The sequence below is a fragment of the Candidatus Thermoplasmatota archaeon genome, from assembly GCA_038884455.1.
GTDB lineage: Archaea > Thermoplasmatota > E2 > DHVEG-1 > DHVEG-1 > JAWABU01.
In genome coordinates this window covers 1-16,434 of record JAWABU010000040.1, presented here as the reverse complement: position 1 = coordinate 16,434, position 16,434 = coordinate 1, and the positions used below count along the sequence as shown (strand labels likewise).

The window sequence follows — 16,434 nt, the reverse complement described above, 5'->3', positions numbered from 1 at the left end:
TTGGATCAAACTGGTTTGCTATTGGGATTCAATCAGACAGTGAGGTTACCTCTGCTGTATCACAGATTTATTCTGAAGAATACAGTTCAGCAAGTCCAAAACCAATCCTAGTTGTAACCTACACACCACCATCTTGTTAAGCCTTCAAATTAGATTCATCTACAAACTTTTTTTTTCTTTTTCCTAATTGTTTTTTAACTTTGGCAATATTCTTTTTTTTGGATCAGTGCCAAGCAAGGCGACCAGTGAATCTTGTTTTTCCATAATGTATTCATAGCTTATTTCATCTGCAAGTTTCTGTGAAAAAAACCGAACTTGGTCATGGGTTGGCATATTTGCAATGGTCATACGTTGTCGTGATCCTCCGACGAAAACATATCCTTTTGATTCGATGAACAAGGGTTGTGCTTGTGCATCAAGTTTCGCATACTCTTTTATTACTGTTTCATCCATGTTCCAATACTGGATAAGTGTATGACGTATCACGGTTCGAGTATCAAGTGAAGGTAGTAATGCTAATGTTTGAGTAAGTTTTTCCCAGCCATTAGGGATTAATGGTGAACAGATTTTTTTATACACCTCTTCGTTTGGTGCAACCACTGAAACATAGATCTGATCTGGCAATGGGTCAAGATATTTGAGAACCTCCGGTGTTGTTCCATTGGTAACTAGAAATGTAGTGAGACCTCGTTTTTTACAAATCTCAAAGAATTCTCCTAGTTTCGGGTATAATGTTGGTTCTCCTGAAAGTGAACAAGCAAGCATGGTTGGTTGGTTTGCCTCTTTCCATTTTTCAACATCACATCGAGGATCTCCTTTGAAACCAGTGATAAGTTTTCGCTGTACCTGAATTGCTTGATCAAGAATCTGTTCTGGTTCATCAGACTGTTCAAGGGACTGTTCAGTAAAATCTTGGAAACGCCAACAGAAAAGACACATCTGGGTACAATGATGAACTGCAGGTGTCATTTGTAAGCATCGATGTGATTGTATGCCGTAGAAACTTTGTTTGTAGCATTCTCGGTTAAAAAGCAGGCTTTGTTTCATCCAGTGGCAGAGTTTTACCGCTGAATGAGTACCGACAACTGCATACTGTTGTTTTTGTAAAATACGGTGAAGCTCTGATCTCATAACTACATCAAACAAAATGTTAATACCTGTGATTTTATATGAGTTTTGAAGGAAATTCTACCTCCCAAGGATTGATTTTTTATCCAGCATAATCTTGGATATCCGGGCAATTGTCTTGATTGAAAAACATGGCAAGTTTACATTGGTGGCAGATTCCCTGTTCATCATTGGGAAATAAGGTCGCACCACAGGATGCACAATACGTCATAGATACTCCTAATTTTCATTTTTTTAATATGTAGAGAGTATCACGATATGTTATATTAGGTTATCCATAAGAAATATATAGAAGAAAATAACGAGGGAGTTTGATGTAACATTTTTAGATTTTCTCCATAAGATTTCATCAAACATCATGAAAAGACTTTAATAATAAAATATATATACGAACTAAATCAATATATAAGGAGAAATATATATACTCTCTGTGCTATATCTGATGCATACGATGTCCTTATTGGGGGATATATATGGTGCTAACTAAACAAAAAAAGAATACACTTTATGCTTGTTTTATTCTGAGTATCTTTATTTTTGGAACAGTAGTTCCAGTTGGTTTTGCTCAAACAACAACATTATACACACAGGGTTTTGATCGAGGGGTGGCCTGGAAACCGTATATTCCAATGAAACGCACCACGTTTGTTCAGTTTGATCCTGAAGGCGATCTGGATGATTACGCGTTTCTTGCAGCAGTTCCAACCTCGGTTTTTTATGATAAAAACACCGATCAACTTTTTGCCAGTCCACTCCTCTTTTATGAGGATCCATTCCGGAGTTCATCGCTTCGTGAGCGCACCATGAATACCCGTCAAGGTATTGATTATTTTATGGAAGATTGGGTAGCTTATTGTCATGGTTCACTTGATGCTCTACGGTATATCAATCTGCCGAACAGCTCAAAAAATTATCTCGGAGCATGGCCATCAGCATCAACACAATACATCCAATGTACCGATCCGTATCAGCTTGCATCGATACTTGCACTCAATGACTGGTCATATTCAGAAAAAGCAGTAGTTGCGGTTATTAACAACACAGCTGAACAGCAAAACAACAAAACAACAGGAATTCTTACAGGTTCTCTGCAACCAAAACAAGTACTCACACAACATTTTGAAGTTCCAAAAACAAACGAAGTCTATCCTACCTATAATGAATTCACAGTCCCAGAGGGATATAAGATGATTAAGGTTCGATCATGGTACCCAAGTTTCTATGTTGATCTTGGATTTCCCGGTTTCGAAAGTTTAATCAAAATGTCGATACCTGCTGGTGACCGTGATCTTCAAATTTATTGTCTCAAAGACAATCAATGGATGATGGCAGGTATTACGAACGCATGGAATGCTCAAGGAGGTATGGATCTTGATAAAACATCGGTTTACGTTTATAATAGTGGACGATGGAGTGTCGCTTTAACCGATGTTCCAACAAAATCTATAGGATCTGCTTTTTTACCAACCACTGAATCACAAGAGGAACAATATGTTGATATCGGATTAGAACCGCAGAAACATCGGAAATTTTTCGGAACAGCGTTTGGACGATATGGACGCATTCTTGATATTTTGAAAAATATGCGACAGGTTATCTACCAAATCGATGTTGAGATGTACCCTGGAGTCACGCTTGATATTCCTGAGTTGCCACCGTATGGTTGTCGAGATGTAACCCTGACGTTAACATGGAGCAATCCTTCTGTAAAACTTGGTTTTTCTCTGATTGGACCATCAGGTGAAGAAGTGTTATCAACCCGCGAGGTTGGTGTTTCATCAAAATGTGCTGTTCCAAAACAAGCAAGCGGCGAAGGTGCAGATATCCCCATGCCGATCGGGACTGAAACCGATATGCATCTCGAGCGCCTCGGAGAATGTCGACCTGGTGAGAAGTATTCGATTTGTGTCTATTCGCTTACAGAAATGACAACTGCAACAGATTTTTCCGTGTCATATACCTGGCAGCAGAACTATTCAAAAAACCACGGAGACAGTCTTGCCTCTGCAACACAAGGTGCTGTCCTTGCATCATTGTACAATGCACCACTCCTCTACGTCAAACCAGATGATATTCCATCCTGGACATATGATTCTTTGCATACGTTAGGTGTTCAAGAGATATACCTTGTTGATCTCGGTGGAAACCTCAAAACTGAAGCACGATCAAAGTTACACGAAATAGGAAAAATCCATCATTTTACCGATGATATCCATCTAAACACCTATATTCGTCAGTTGTCTGGTTGTCATGATGTGATTTTTACCACAATCGATCCCTATACCTATTGGTATATTTCAAATATTGTAGAGATCCAAGGAGAGATGCCAGGGGGTCTTGCAATTGGTCCAGCAGCGTATCTTGCTGCCACCCATGGAAGTCCGGTGCTCATCATTGATAACTATCCTGAGCTTTCACAGGCGGTTGTCTGGCATAATGAACTGTGGCGACGGCACCCTGATGGTCATTCCAAGCTTCCGACAGTTTCAGAAATGTATCTCACAGGAAAACAAATCTACAGTTTATTGAAAAAACTTGGCTATGACCACGAGGGAGAAGAAATCATTATTACACTTGGAGGGCAATTTGATATCGGGTTACCCTGGGATCGCGTGTTCGTCGGCAAAGCATATCCAGGTCGTTTTATCGATGCACCAACTGACATTGCAGTCTGGGTTGCCAAAACTGTGTTTTACCCACAGCTGGTCTTCCAGAACCCTGCACTTTCTGAAGAAGGCGTTACATTGATTAATGGAAGCAGCAGTAAACGTCGATTTCCCTGGTATGGAAAACTTGGGTTAAAAATCACAAAACCTTCTCAAGAAGAAACCTTCAAATACCCTGTTCTTGACACCTTGGTGTGCTATGATCATAAATTCAACAGTCGTGCAAGTAAGTATTGGGGGTTTACCTATACCTGTGCTGATGGTTCAATACCCGGAGTAACACAATCGTTTGAACCTATCGATGAAGGTGTTATGCGGGCTGTCAACGGACGGGATGGTGGTTTTATGCCGGATCTCAGTGGATCAGAAGTGCAACCATTCTACTTGCGACGAGCTGGATATGACCCCGTGTTTTCGACAAATTTCCATGCAAACATGCAGAATCTCAACAACGGTGTTGTTCTCTGGTTGATCAACACCCATGGAGCTCCATTGAATGGTGGTATGCTTATGTTTTGGGATGTTGAAGGTGAAGGGACCCTTGGGTATCCAACAATGCTTCCTCGTCTTACCGCATACACCAAAGAAACTAATCCATGGCGAAGCTACGAATGGCTGCTTGGATCAACTGATGAACCTGATACCATGACCATGGAAGTCCATGGTATTCTTCCTGCACTCAACGGTAATCCTGATCCCCGTGGAATGCGGTTATTTAGTACTGCCCTTGATTGGGCACCTGCGTATCGTCCTCTTCGAGATCTACTCGGTCGACTCGCTGGTTTTCCAATTCTACGTCATATCACACCCGATTGGCTGCAGGACACTCAGGATTACTATGATGGTGTTATCATTACGGTATTACTTGGTCGCTTTGGTATGAAATGGTTCAACGGCACTCAAATTGATGATAATCTTGGGAATATTCATTCAGCTGGTGTCAGTAGCGTCGCCTGTCTTCCTGCAGGAAAATACCTCCATATTACACTGATGCGACATGGTTCAGTATTCCAGATCATGGATCCGTGGGCGACATCCTGGTATTCAGATGTATGGCAAAACGGTGTTCCCCGAGGCATAGCACTTGGTCAGACAATTGGTCAGATTTATGCGGATGGTATAAAAAAGGTTGGCATTCAGTATATCTCAGAACCACCGGTGTGGTGGTGGGATCTTGCTGAAAACGTCTGCTTGTATGGTGATCCAAATCTTAGGATATGGGTACCTGAAAATCAGTATAGTTCGATGAATCACTGGAAACAATCTGACGTTCTCCCGCTACCGTATTCACCAACGACTGGTTTTGCCGTCGATGGTCATATGCCGTTTGGTACTACCGAGCATCCGAATGCACGACAACCAGTCCCCCTGTATATGTCACTGATGTGGATTATTGTCATAGCACTTATCGTGGGGGTACTCATTATTGGTTTTGTGATTGGGTTGAGCAGACGACGGGCGTAATAATCCGTCTTTAATTTTTACTGTTTTCACCTGATTTTACATAGAAAAATGTACAGATTTTTGTATAAGGCTAATGTGTCAATATTCTACTGAAGTATCCCAAAAACGATAAAAAAGACAGAAAGTCTTGCTTGATGTTAACAAGCATTGTACGGAAATTATATATACTGGGACATGACACTAGTATATAGACAGTTGAAGAAGGGAAAAAAATGATCACGATTAATCATTGTCGAAATTGTGACTCAGATTTTATGATCCCTGAGGAATTTTTTGATGGACTGGATAAAACCATGTTTGTCTGTCCAGAATGCCATAGTTCCCACTGGGAAAAACTATCTGATCTCTCAATTCTTGTAAAAAAATAATGGGATTCTTTACCTTGGTATTCCTGTTCAATCAAAAAAGTTTTATAATATTCAGATGTTTCTCTATCTCATGGTTAACTTATACCAGTGCAGAAAATGTCAGACAAAATTTCTTGCTCCGCTCAAAGTACAAAAGGATAAAGAGCGGCACACCTATGTATGCCCCAAATGCAAAAGCAGAAACTGGGGTCCACTCGATTGGTAACAGCATAACCTTGTATCAACCTTCTGACATCGTTCTTTGATTTCTTTCTCTTTCTTTTTGCAGGCAACGGTAAGTTTTTGAAATATGAGATTATGTCGATATCGATACGTATGAAAATCGACCCGTGGAGTTCAACAATCTACCAGGATTATACTCGCCTCAGAGATGAATTTGGTATCCAAGAATTCACTGATGACCTTTGGAAAACTCTACCGCATCCTCATCGTCTGCTACGCCGAGGTGTTATTATCGGCCATCGGGAGTTCAATCGAATTCACACCGCAGTTCAAACAAAACAACCTTGGGCTGTACTTACCGGTTTGATGCCGTCGGGCCGCATGCATCTTGGCCATAAAATGGTCATCGATCAAGTTATTTACTATCAAAATCTTGGAGCTGACATCTTTATTTCTGTTGCAGATATTGAAGCGTATGCCACACGTGGTTTATCACTCCAGGAGACAAAAGAAATCGCCATTCACGAATATATTCTAAATTATATCGCTCTTGGTTTAAAACCAGAGAAATGCAAAATCTATTTCCAATCACAGCATCAAGAGGTTAAGGATCTTGGGTATCTACTTGGAAAAAAAGTGAACTGGTCTCAGATGCTTGCAATGTATGGCTTTGATGGTTCAACCAACATGACACATATCTTTTCACCGCTTCTTCAAACTGGTGATATTCTCCATGTTCAACTTCAAAAATTTGGCGGATCTCGACCAACATTGGTCCCGGTTGGAGTTGATCAAGATCCACATCTTCGACTTTCGCGAGATATCGCCCAGGCGTACCGCTTATTTAATGTGACTTCTACCAAAGATGAAAAAATTGGTGTTTTTGTTAAGGTTGATCAAGAGGTACCAAAACTTCTTGAAGCTGCTGTAGAATGTGTTTCTGCACTTGGTTTTCGCAAACTTCATAAAATTGTAGAGTATAAAGCATTGTATATCAACGATGCACAGAAACAAGATATACCAACTATTGATGAAAAACTCGCAAAAGTAGAACCCGCATTAGGCGGATACGGTTTTATACAACCATCGTCAACATATCATCGGTTTATGACAGGGCTTACCGGAGAAAAAATGTCGTCGTCAAAACCAGAAAGTGCGATCTTTCTTACGGATACACCAAGAGAGGCGACGAAAAAGATTATGAATGCAAAAACTGGGGGAGCAGCTACTCTTGAATTACACAAAAAATATGGTGGACAACCTGAAAATTGCATGGTATATGAGTTGTTTTTATATCATCTTATTGAAGATGATCACGAACTTCATACTATATTTACAACATGTAAACAAGGTGTACAGATGTGTGGTAACTGTAAAAAATATGCAGCCCAACTCTTGGAACAAATGCTTACTGACATCCAAGAAAAACGACAGCAGGCGCATGACACCATCCAAAGATATATACACTAATTTCTTTTAGCTATATGCTGTTGATACTCCTTCATCGGCAAGCATCTTTTCAAATCGTGAATTAATTGTTTTTTCTTTATCGGCATAGCAATTTTTCATTTCTTTATAAATTTCTTGTGATGCTGATGCTTTTCCTTTGACTGGTATAGTTATTCCTAAGTCATTTCCCTTGATTCCTGCTTCTAAAATTTGTTCAGGTGGTATACCTTTTTGTAGATTTTGGATTATTTTCCGAAAATCTCCTTGAATTATGCCAAATTCTTGTGCATTTTGATTGATTTTTTCTTCGATATCATCATCGATTCGACGGGCGATTTTTGTTCCGATACCTTTGATTTCATACGGATTCTTCTGATATTCTTTTATGAGATAGATACCGACTGAGGGGTTAAAAATATAATAATCATATGAGGCAGCTAGTATATCTCGGCCGAATGCAGCCTTCCATCCTTTAGGTTTTTTCTTTGAATCTTTAATGATATCTTCAAGAACTTCCTGTCGCTGTTTTATTTTCACGATTCTAGGATATTATGTAGTTTTTAATAAACGTATTGCTTCTTTTTGAATAATTAAAGACTCATACCAAATGAAAAAAATCATATTTTTTATGTGTCGTGATATGACAAGGAGTTGTAGTTTGTCTCAAAAGTTCGAACAAAATATGTAAAATATGTAGATATGTAGATTGACCAGTGATCATACATGATCTACGTTCCCATTGAATAGATAGTTAAGAGACATCAAAAATACTTATTTGATAGTGGTATACAAACAATTCATACAATTAAAAGCAAAAAATTTTTTTATAAAAAACATAACATTTTTTAATACTGTTGATATTACGCCATCGGGACTGGTGATGAATCATTTTTTAGTCCCAGGGGATATCAGAGCCTATGAAACAGAAAGCATGTATTATTGGAGGGGCGACAACACCTTTTGATTACGGTCCAACTGGTTTTGAAAGTATTGAAGGGGGGGCCGCAGAATGCGTTCGAGAGACACAAAAGGACATACCTGATTTTTCTCTCCGAGATCTTGATTTGATGATCTATTCACATTTCTCGGTCCATTTTGGTCATCAACTTGCACCTGAATGGATTATCCATGATCATCTTGGCCTAGCTGGACTTCCGCATTATCGAGTTGAAAATGGCGGAAACACCGGAGGTTCAGCGTTATATGCTGCAGCACTTGCGGTAATGTCAGGCCATCACGATGTTGTTGGCATTGTAGGCTGGGAAACCATGGATTCAGTATCGCAATCTCAAGGAAGTGAATTTATTGCGATGGCATCTGACATCAGATACGAGCTGATGGTTGGTGGAATCTATCCGATTTATTATGCGGCTATGGCAAATAAATGGATGAAAGAAAATAAGGTTACTGAGGAAGATGTTGCCTTAATTGCTGTAAAAAATAAAAATAATGCAATGGATAATCCAAAAGCTCAATGGTATCGTAATGAACATCGCTACATCACGGTTGATGATGTATTAAACTCTCGATTGATTGCATATCCAATTAAAAAATATGATTGCTGTTTGATGACACGAGGTGTTGCATTTTTAGTTGTTTGTTCAGAGCGCTATGCCAAAAAAGTGAACCCTGATTATTATGTAACTATTGACGGTATCGGTCTTTCAAGCTGTACGATCCGTGCGGGCGACCGGATTCAGTACCCCTCATGGCAAGAGCGATACGGACCAGGATATCCTGATATGACTGAGTTTGCAGCATGTCGATATTCTGCAGAACAAGCATACAAAATGGCTGGTATTACAGATCCATTGAAACAGATCGACTTTGGCGAAATCCATGATGCTTTTTCAACCTCAGAAGCACAAATCTACAAAGCATTAGGTCTTGCTGACACCGATACAATTGCTCAGTTTATCCGAGATAAACGAACCTATATGCATGGCGATATCCCGATGAATCCTGGAGGCGGCCTTCTTGGATATGGCCATCCCGTTGGTGCAACAGGTCTCATGAGCGCGATTGAATGTTATTATCAGCTCGCTGGCATAATTCCAAAGAAACATCTCAGTTCGAAAACACAGGTACCTGATGCAGAATGCGGGATTGTAAATAGCCATGCTGGGACTGGAACAAGTATCTCCAATTTTATTATTCGGAGGCATTAGACTATGGAGTCCGTGATTCACATGAAAAACACACAAGAAAATACTGTTAAAAAACCTGTTTTTTCTGAAAAAAAAGAGTATCGTCCAAAAGGAGTTCAAGAGACAGGTCTTTGTTTTGTAGGTCATGAAATATCTGAAGACCGACAAGTGATGAATCAATTTTTACACTATGATCAGTTATATACGATTCGCCATGGAAAAAACAGCCCTTTTTTCATCGGTCTTCTTGATGGGAAAATTATGGGGACCCGATGTCCAAACTGTGGTGATAGTTGGGTACCGATACGAACACATTGTTGGCGTCTTGATTGTAAACTTCAACCGACTGAATGGATTGAAATGCCACTCACAGCAAAGGTTCATACGTGGACGGTTGCCGGCTGGAGTGGACGTTCTTCATTAAAAAGATTACCGATCATTCTTGTCTATGCAATTATTGGAGATAGTAAAGTAGCGATTGCTAATGAACTTCATAAGGTAAAACCATGGGATGTTGAATTTGGAATGCCATTAAAAATCGTGTTTAAACCAAAGGATCAACGGATTGGTGCAATAACTGATTTTCACTTTGAGCCTGCCGATAATTGGTCACCATCCCCAATGAATGCTGAGAAAAAACGAATCAAACAACTCGTAGATCCAGTCTATGAATGGGTACAAACACTGAAATAAAAAACTATTTTTATATTATTTTAGTAACCAATTTAACAAAATGTTTATATATTTGACTATCGATATAGCATTATAAGGTATTCTTGGGGGAAGAAGATGAAAACAAGAAGAGATTTTTATATAAAAGCAGGTATCATTGCAATTGTCACCCTTGCATGTATCATGCCAGGGTCAGCAGTTTTAACCAAAACCATTGATTTTGAGTATGATTACATCCAAGCAAAAACAACGTTGGGAATAACTAATCGAGATATTGTTTTCCAAGATAGTTTTGAAACCTATCCAGATTTTATCGTCGATGATTTCCCACCATGGACAACCTACGATGGGGATGGCGGTCAAACATGGGGTATGCAGGGGGTCACTTGGCCAAATGCAGGCTATGTTGGTGCATTTATGATATTTAACCCTTCACAAACATCGCCGCCAATTAACACCAATCATCCAGCGCATACCGGTCAAAAATATGCAAGCTGCTGGGATGCAGTAACACAATATGCACCAAATAACGATTGGCTGATTACACCAAAATTATTAGCAACAACTTTTGAGACTGTGAGTTTCTGGGCACGATCAATTACAACTCAATATGGATTGGAACGATTTAAAGTACTGGTATCAACAACAGATACAAATCCATCGAGTTTTGTAAAAATATCCCCTGGAGCATATGTGGAAACACCAGTTACCTGGACACAGTATACCTATGACATTTCCCAATATTCTGGACAACAAATCTACATAGCCATAAATGTTGTATCCAATGATGCATTTGCATTTTTCCTTGATGATTTCGTTGTAACTGGTACTGGAGGTGTTCAACCGCTACAAGTTGATGCTGGCGGACCATATACCGCTGATGTTGGTGTCCCTATTCAATTCACGGGCACTGCGACTGGTGGAGTTGCACCATATACGTGGCTTTGGAATTTTGGAAATGGAGCAACATCAACAGCACAAAACCCAACATATGCATATCCTGAACCAGGAACCTATACCGTAACCCTCACAGTAACTGATAGTGCAAACCCACAGAATCAAGCAAATGACACTGCAGCTGCAACAATAACCTGCCCGCTTGAAATTACTGCAATAAAAGGTGGTTTTGGAATCACCGTAACTGCAAAGAACACGGGTTCAGCTGATCTCACAAATGTTGCATGGCGCATCGTTCTGAATGGCGGAGTTATTATTCTTGGAAAAGAGAAAACAGGAACTATTGATATACCTGCAGGCGACCAAGTATCCATAAAATCGTTTGTTCTTGGGTTTGGAAAAACAACAGTTACTACAACTGTTGGATGTGCTGAAAAAGAGGTTGACGCAAAAGTACTATTGTTCTTGGTTAAAATATAATCAAATACCTTCTCTTTTTCTTTTTTATTATTTTGATAATTAGTAAATTTATATAAGAACTATAGATTAAATAAGAAATTATAATAAATACAAATTCTATTCTTGTATCAAAAAGGGAGGAAAAAATGAGAACACAAAAAATAGTAGGAAGGGAGGCAGGTGTTTTGTTGATTGCAGTTGTGTTGCTTTTTTCCGCAACCAGTGTAATCGCAACTACAGAAACCACAAACCATCACGTGTTACTTACTGATGGTTCAGGAAGCAACACCAAAGTTATCTCAACCCAGATAACCAATGCTCAAAATGTATTATGGGATAATGGACTGCCAGATGAGATGAATGGTGTTTCTTGTGTCTATTGGGCAGCAAATCCAATTGACCGAGAAGTCGTTGATGATTTTGACATCACCGACTCAGCCTGGAATATTGACGGAGGAAGTTTTCGAATAGTTACTTATGCTGGAACAGGATCTGCATCTGTTTTAGGAGTAAACGTATTCTTTTATCAAGATGATGGAACCAACAAACCAAAACTCACACCGTTTGTCTCACCAACAGCAACCTTTACAGCATCTGATACAGGAAATATGTATTTTGGTCGACCAGAAATACTTATCCAGGTGTCCTTTGCAGCTGTTGAACTCACTACGGGCAAATGGTGGGTTTGTTTTCAACCAGTACTCAACGACAATGGATTTTGGTTAACCGCTCCTCTCAAGACCCAGAGTATATGGGTTGATTATCCGGACCTTGGCTATTCACGATGGACAAAAGGAAGCGTTGTTTTCAGTGGTGCAGAATATGGTGTGAGCTTTACGCTGACTGGCACAGCAGGTCCACAACCAGAACTTGAAATAACAAGTATTAAAACAGGTATTGGACTACGTGCAATTCTGAAGAACACCGGTGATGCTGATGCAACACAGGTATCCTGGAGCATTACAGCAAACGGTGGCCTAGTATTTCCAAAACAGAAAAACGGAGTAATCTCAACACTTGCATCAGGGGATACAACAACCATAAAAATGATCGTTTTAGGATTTGGACCAACCGTTTTTACAATAACAGCAACCTGTGATGAAGGTGCAGAAGTGGAAGCAAACCAATCAGGGTTTGTGCTGTTCTTTTTTGTCTTTGGAATGTAAACTAAACATTCCTCTTTTTTTATTTTTTTTATTGTATGTGTAATTCTTCTGTTGAACCACACGCAGCTAATAATTCTTTCAGATGCTGAACATAGTCCTTTGGTTCTGCGTTGAGAAGTCGCTGAACATATGGTTTTAGAAACAAACCAAATTCAATTTCTTCTTTTGAAAATCTCCATTTCGTCTCTTCACCTTTGTTAAAAACTAACAAAAAAGAGTAAGCCAATGATTTTATTTTCGGTGTGTCCTGTATTTTTTTCAATTCATTCAAGGCTTTTGTCTCACCGTAGATCTTATATGTCTTTGTAATGGTATCAGCTACTTGTGCAACATCTGAAAGTGAAGTAAATTTTGGAAGCTGGGTGATGATTTTTTGCCGTTTTTCATATTCAAATACTAACTTAATAATGTCCGATGGTGTCTCATCTAGATGAAAAAATGACTCTGCGATAGATTCATCAGGAATTATAGATTTTATAAATTCAAAACCATAATCCTTCCAGTATCGTTCAAGAATTTTATTCGCAGAAATCTGATCAACGATTAATGGCTTTGTGTTTTTTTCTAATATAAATAGTAGTGCTTTTCGTTCATGGTCTAAAGGATTAAGCGCATCGACAAATTTTTCGACATTTTCTCCATACGATATATTATTATACACATATATTTTTTGATCGCTTTTTTCAATTGTTTCCGTTCTTCGTTGTATATTTTTTAGAATTAGTTCAAAATCGGAGATACGCCCTGCGAAATAATCTTCTAAAAAATCAGTTTTTTGTTCATATCCCGTCTCCTTGTTAATAATATCGGCAATAACCTTGATATTAAAATCTTCAGATAATTTTTGTTGTAAAAGATATTTTGATATGGTAAAAACAGTGTTCTGGGTCTTCTTTGCACATGACTCACAGATAGCAATATACGTATCAGCAGATTTCCAATAAATCCGAAGAAACCGTTGTTGATATGCCTCTTTTTTAAATTCATTTTGGCCATGTTGGTGTTGATATGAACAGATATCTGAAGTACATCGTATGTCAAGTTTTTTTAGAATAAAATCGACAAATTCTTTCGGTGGTTTTGGCGTCTTCCCACTACAAACAAATCCAGTATCCCATGAATAGAACGACAAATTTTTTTTGTATGCTATATCTTTAAAGCCTAGTAACCGAAGCATCGGATCATTATAATGTTGAACTGCGATTAACTTCTCTTTATCTGCTTTACCCCGCTGTGCATACGTAATGTCCCCAGTCAAAAAAGAAACAACTCCTAAAAAAGGGGCTTTTTCAGAGTGTACCAACAGTAGTGTTCCAGCCACCGCTCCGTCGAATCCTCTTTTGTTAGAATATTTTTCAAGCACAGATCGATTATCCCGATTTTTACATATTTTTTCTAACTTTTTACGGATTTTTTTGAAATATTTTTCAGCGGATATATCACTACAGATTGGCAATAAAATAAACGGATCATCATAGATTTTTTTCGCATTTTCAAGAATGATTTTTTCTTGTATTTTTGGCGCGCTTCGAATAAAAGTTTTCATAGTTTTTTCTTTTTTCGCCATATATCATGTTTTCTATAAGATGTTAGTATTCAAGTAGATTTCGATATGTTTAATATGAAGTATTTTGTTATTCAGTTATTATGGAAGTAGCCAAAGTTATCCAGTCGAGGAGAACGATTCGCCGTTTCACTCAAAAAGCGATTAGCGTAGAAATATTGAAAGAACTTATTGACGGTGCACGTCTCGCCCCGTCTGCAGGTAATCTTCAACCAATTGAGTATATCATCACCGTTGATAAAAAAATTTGTCAAGACGTTTTTTCTACATTAAAGTGGGCAGGGTATATCAAACCTGAATGGAAACCAGCAGATACCGAACAACCAACAGCGTATATTATTATGTTAACAAAAAAGGATACTCCTATTGATCCGAAAAGAGACGTTGGTTTAGCTGCGGCACATATTATTCTTGCTGCTGAAGAAAAAGGAATCGGAAGTTGCATTCTCTTAAACGTGAATCGTGAGAAGCTACAAAAAGTTTTACATATCCCTCAAAATTTGATCGTTGACTGTGTTATAGCATTAGGATATAAAGCAGAGATATCAGTCATCGAACCTATGAATCAATCATGTGAATATTGGCGTGATAAAAACAATGTTCATCACGTACCAAAAAGATCGTTAGACGACATTGTACATCTCAATCGATATTAAGTTTTTTGTGTTCAATTTCAAAATTGAAAATTATTAAACTCGTGTAGTAGAACCTGTCAACTTAAGTATTTATGATGTGTTTCTTCTCCTGTTGATTTTAACTACAAGAATCTTTAAGTTGACATTCCCTGTGTAGTATATCAAAACATTTAAAATATATTTTTTTAATACCAACTCTTATGAGAGAGTATACAATTAAACGGGGACATAACGCTGATTTGAACAATCTTGTTTCAACATATTTCGGAGTTAAAGGTGATGTGAAGCAAGGTATGAAATTTGAGGTTGATGGCATCGGAGAAATCACGATGAAACAAGAAAAAAATAAACTTTTAGTCGATATTGTTCCACCAAAAAAGATCTCTGGCGATTATTCAATTATTAAAAAATGGAATGCGTTTTTATTTGAAGCAACTGGAAAAGATGCAAAAGAACGAAAAAAAGAGTTCAGTAAAATTTAAACTCTTTATTTTTTTACTTTTTGCCAGTCTTTCAAAAAACTCTGTATTCCGATATCAGTTAATGAGTGCCGTACCATTTTTCGAAGTACCTCAGGTGGAACAGTTGCAATATCTGCACCGATTCGTGCTGCTTGAATAACATGGATCGGATGACGAACACTTGCTACAATAACCTCTGTTTGTATGTTATAATTTTGAAAGATGTCCATAATTTCCTCGATGATCTGCATACCTTCCTGGCCGATGTCATCGAGCCGACCGATAAAAGGGCTGACAAAACTTGCTCCTGCTTTTGCAGCAAGGAGGGCTTGATTTGCTGAAAAAATGAGAGTAACATTCGTCTTTATTCCAAGCTTTGAGAGTTGTTTTGTTGCTTTTAAACCTTCACTCGTCATTGGTATTTTTATCGCAATATTTTTTTTGTATTTTTCAGGTATCTTTGATACAATTTCTTTTGCTTCTTTGACCATATCGTCAGCTTTTTCGCTTACTACTTCAAGACTAATAGGTCCGTCAACAATTGTAAAAATCTCTTGAATGATGTCCTGAAATGCGTGTCCGCTTTTAGCTATCAATGTTGGATTTGTTGTGACACCATCAATGATTCCCCACGAAGCAAGTTCTCTGATTTCTTCAAGATTTGCGGTATCGACAAATATTTTCATATATCCTCATCGCACCGGTAACTATTCAGATATTCATAAGAGTTTGGATGATCCTCTGATCTTCCCAAAGAGTCATAACTATACATATATATCGGGATGATTATTTTTAAATATATGTGAAAAAATAGAAAAATATATATAACTACATATACATTACTGGTAATGCCAGGAGGGGATACATGCCTCTGACGAGGAAAGCACGAGTCGTGGGAAGCAGCTTGGTAATCACCATACCAAGTCAATTAGCGAAAGCTCACGATATTAATGATGGTGATGAGTTAGAAATTATTCCAGTTGGACTGTCTGAATTTCGAATTAAGAAGGTAAAAAAGTAAATATTGTTTCAACAAAGAAAATGAACAAAATATGGAGAGGCTACCTTCGGCTTCATCCCGAAATAGATAATTAAGGAAGAAACATTCATTTTTTCATTGGATGGGACGCGCAAAGAAAAGGATTAATCCAACAGTTGCGAACCATGTGAACCGCAATTTCACCGCCGATTTCAGC

15 protein-coding genes are annotated in these 16,434 nt (G+C 38.3%); 10 read left to right on the top strand and 5 right to left on the bottom strand.

Annotated features, from left to right (window positions below):
* Positions 1-183: 183 nt before the first annotated feature.
* Both twy1 and QXL17_07180 read right to left on the bottom strand, forming a co-directional pair.
* The gene (gene twy1 / locus QXL17_07185; GenBank protein ID MEM4258914.1) at positions 184-1,131 is read right to left on the bottom strand and encodes a 4-demethylwyosine synthase TYW1; all 948 of its coding nucleotides are present in this window, start codon (positions 1,129-1,131) and stop codon (positions 184-186) included.
* A 79-nt stretch (positions 1,132-1,210) separates the two neighbouring features.
* Positions 1,211-1,339, bottom strand: coding sequence for a hypothetical protein (locus QXL17_07180; protein MEM4258913.1), 129 nt, complete (start codon positions 1,337-1,339; stop codon positions 1,211-1,213).
* 262 nt (positions 1,340-1,601) lie between these two features.
* Between QXL17_07180 and QXL17_07175 the strand changes: the two genes are divergently transcribed.
* The 3 genes from QXL17_07175 (at position 1,602) to QXL17_07165 (ending at position 7,258) form a co-directional block, all read left to right on the top strand.
* Positions 1,602-5,258: a hypothetical protein gene (locus QXL17_07175; protein ID MEM4258912.1), complete on the top strand. Its 3,657-nt coding sequence runs from the start codon at positions 1,602-1,604 to the stop codon at positions 5,256-5,258.
* A 212-nt stretch (positions 5,259-5,470) separates the two neighbouring features.
* On the top strand, positions 5,471-5,626 hold the full coding sequence (locus QXL17_07170) for a hypothetical protein (GenBank protein ID MEM4258911.1): 156 nt from the start codon (positions 5,471-5,473) through the stop codon (positions 5,624-5,626).
* A gap of 315 nt (positions 5,627-5,941) precedes the next feature.
* A complete protein-coding gene (locus QXL17_07165) occupies positions 5,942-7,258 on the top strand; it encodes a tryptophan--tRNA ligase (protein MEM4258910.1) in 1,317 nt (438 codons plus the stop codon).
* Between the two features lie 6 nt (positions 7,259-7,264).
* Here QXL17_07165 and QXL17_07160 read toward each other — a convergent pair whose 3' ends face one another.
* Positions 7,265-7,774, bottom strand: a complete 510-nt coding sequence (locus QXL17_07160; GenBank protein MEM4258909.1) for a hypothetical protein — start codon at positions 7,772-7,774, stop codon at positions 7,265-7,267.
* A gap of 380 nt (positions 7,775-8,154) precedes the next feature.
* Between QXL17_07160 and QXL17_07155 the strand changes: the two genes are divergently transcribed.
* The 4 genes from QXL17_07155 (at position 8,155) to QXL17_07140 (ending at position 12,578) form a co-directional block, all read left to right on the top strand.
* Positions 8,155-9,405, top strand: coding sequence for a thiolase domain-containing protein (locus QXL17_07155; protein ID MEM4258908.1), 1,251 nt, complete (start codon positions 8,155-8,157; stop codon positions 9,403-9,405).
* Between the two features lie 3 nt (positions 9,406-9,408).
* A complete protein-coding gene (locus QXL17_07150) occupies positions 9,409-10,077 on the top strand; it encodes a hypothetical protein (GenBank protein MEM4258907.1) in 669 nt (222 codons plus the stop codon).
* Between the two features lie 96 nt (positions 10,078-10,173).
* Positions 10,174-11,433, top strand: coding sequence for a choice-of-anchor J domain-containing protein (locus QXL17_07145; GenBank protein MEM4258906.1), 1,260 nt, complete (start codon positions 10,174-10,176; stop codon positions 11,431-11,433).
* 125 nt (positions 11,434-11,558) lie between these two features.
* Positions 11,559-12,578 carry a hypothetical protein gene (locus tag QXL17_07140; protein ID MEM4258905.1) on the top strand — a complete coding sequence of 340 codons (1,020 nt, stop codon included), beginning with the start codon at positions 11,559-11,561 and terminating at the stop codon, positions 12,576-12,578.
* 28 nt (positions 12,579-12,606) lie between these two features.
* Here QXL17_07140 and QXL17_07135 read toward each other — a convergent pair whose 3' ends face one another.
* A complete protein-coding gene (locus QXL17_07135; GenBank protein MEM4258904.1) occupies positions 12,607-14,145 on the bottom strand; it encodes a hypothetical protein in 1,539 nt (512 codons plus the stop codon).
* Positions 14,146-14,225: 80 nt separating this feature from the next.
* Here QXL17_07135 and QXL17_07130 point away from each other — a divergent pair, with 80 nt between their 5' ends.
* Complete coding sequence (locus tag QXL17_07130; protein ID MEM4258903.1) at positions 14,226-14,798, top strand: nitroreductase family protein; 573 nt, start codon at positions 14,226-14,228, stop codon at positions 14,796-14,798.
* Positions 14,799-14,977: 179 nt separating this feature from the next.
* Positions 14,978-15,259 (top strand): DUF5611 family protein, encoded by a 282-nt coding sequence (locus QXL17_07125; protein MEM4258902.1) that lies wholly within the window; start codon positions 14,978-14,980, stop codon positions 15,257-15,259.
* 5 nt (positions 15,260-15,264) lie between these two features.
* Here QXL17_07125 and fsa read toward each other — a convergent pair whose 3' ends face one another.
* Positions 15,265-15,924 carry a fructose-6-phosphate aldolase gene (gene fsa / locus QXL17_07120; GenBank protein MEM4258901.1) on the bottom strand — a complete coding sequence of 220 codons (660 nt, stop codon included), beginning with the start codon at positions 15,922-15,924 and terminating at the stop codon, positions 15,265-15,267.
* 179 nt (positions 15,925-16,103) lie between these two features.
* On the opposite strand from fsa, the gene QXL17_07115 reads away from it, so the two are divergent.
* Positions 16,104-16,259: an AbrB/MazE/SpoVT family DNA-binding domain-containing protein gene (locus QXL17_07115; protein ID MEM4258900.1), complete on the top strand. Its 156-nt coding sequence runs from the start codon at positions 16,104-16,106 to the stop codon at positions 16,257-16,259.
* The last annotated feature ends 175 nt before the right edge of the window (positions 16,260-16,434 follow it).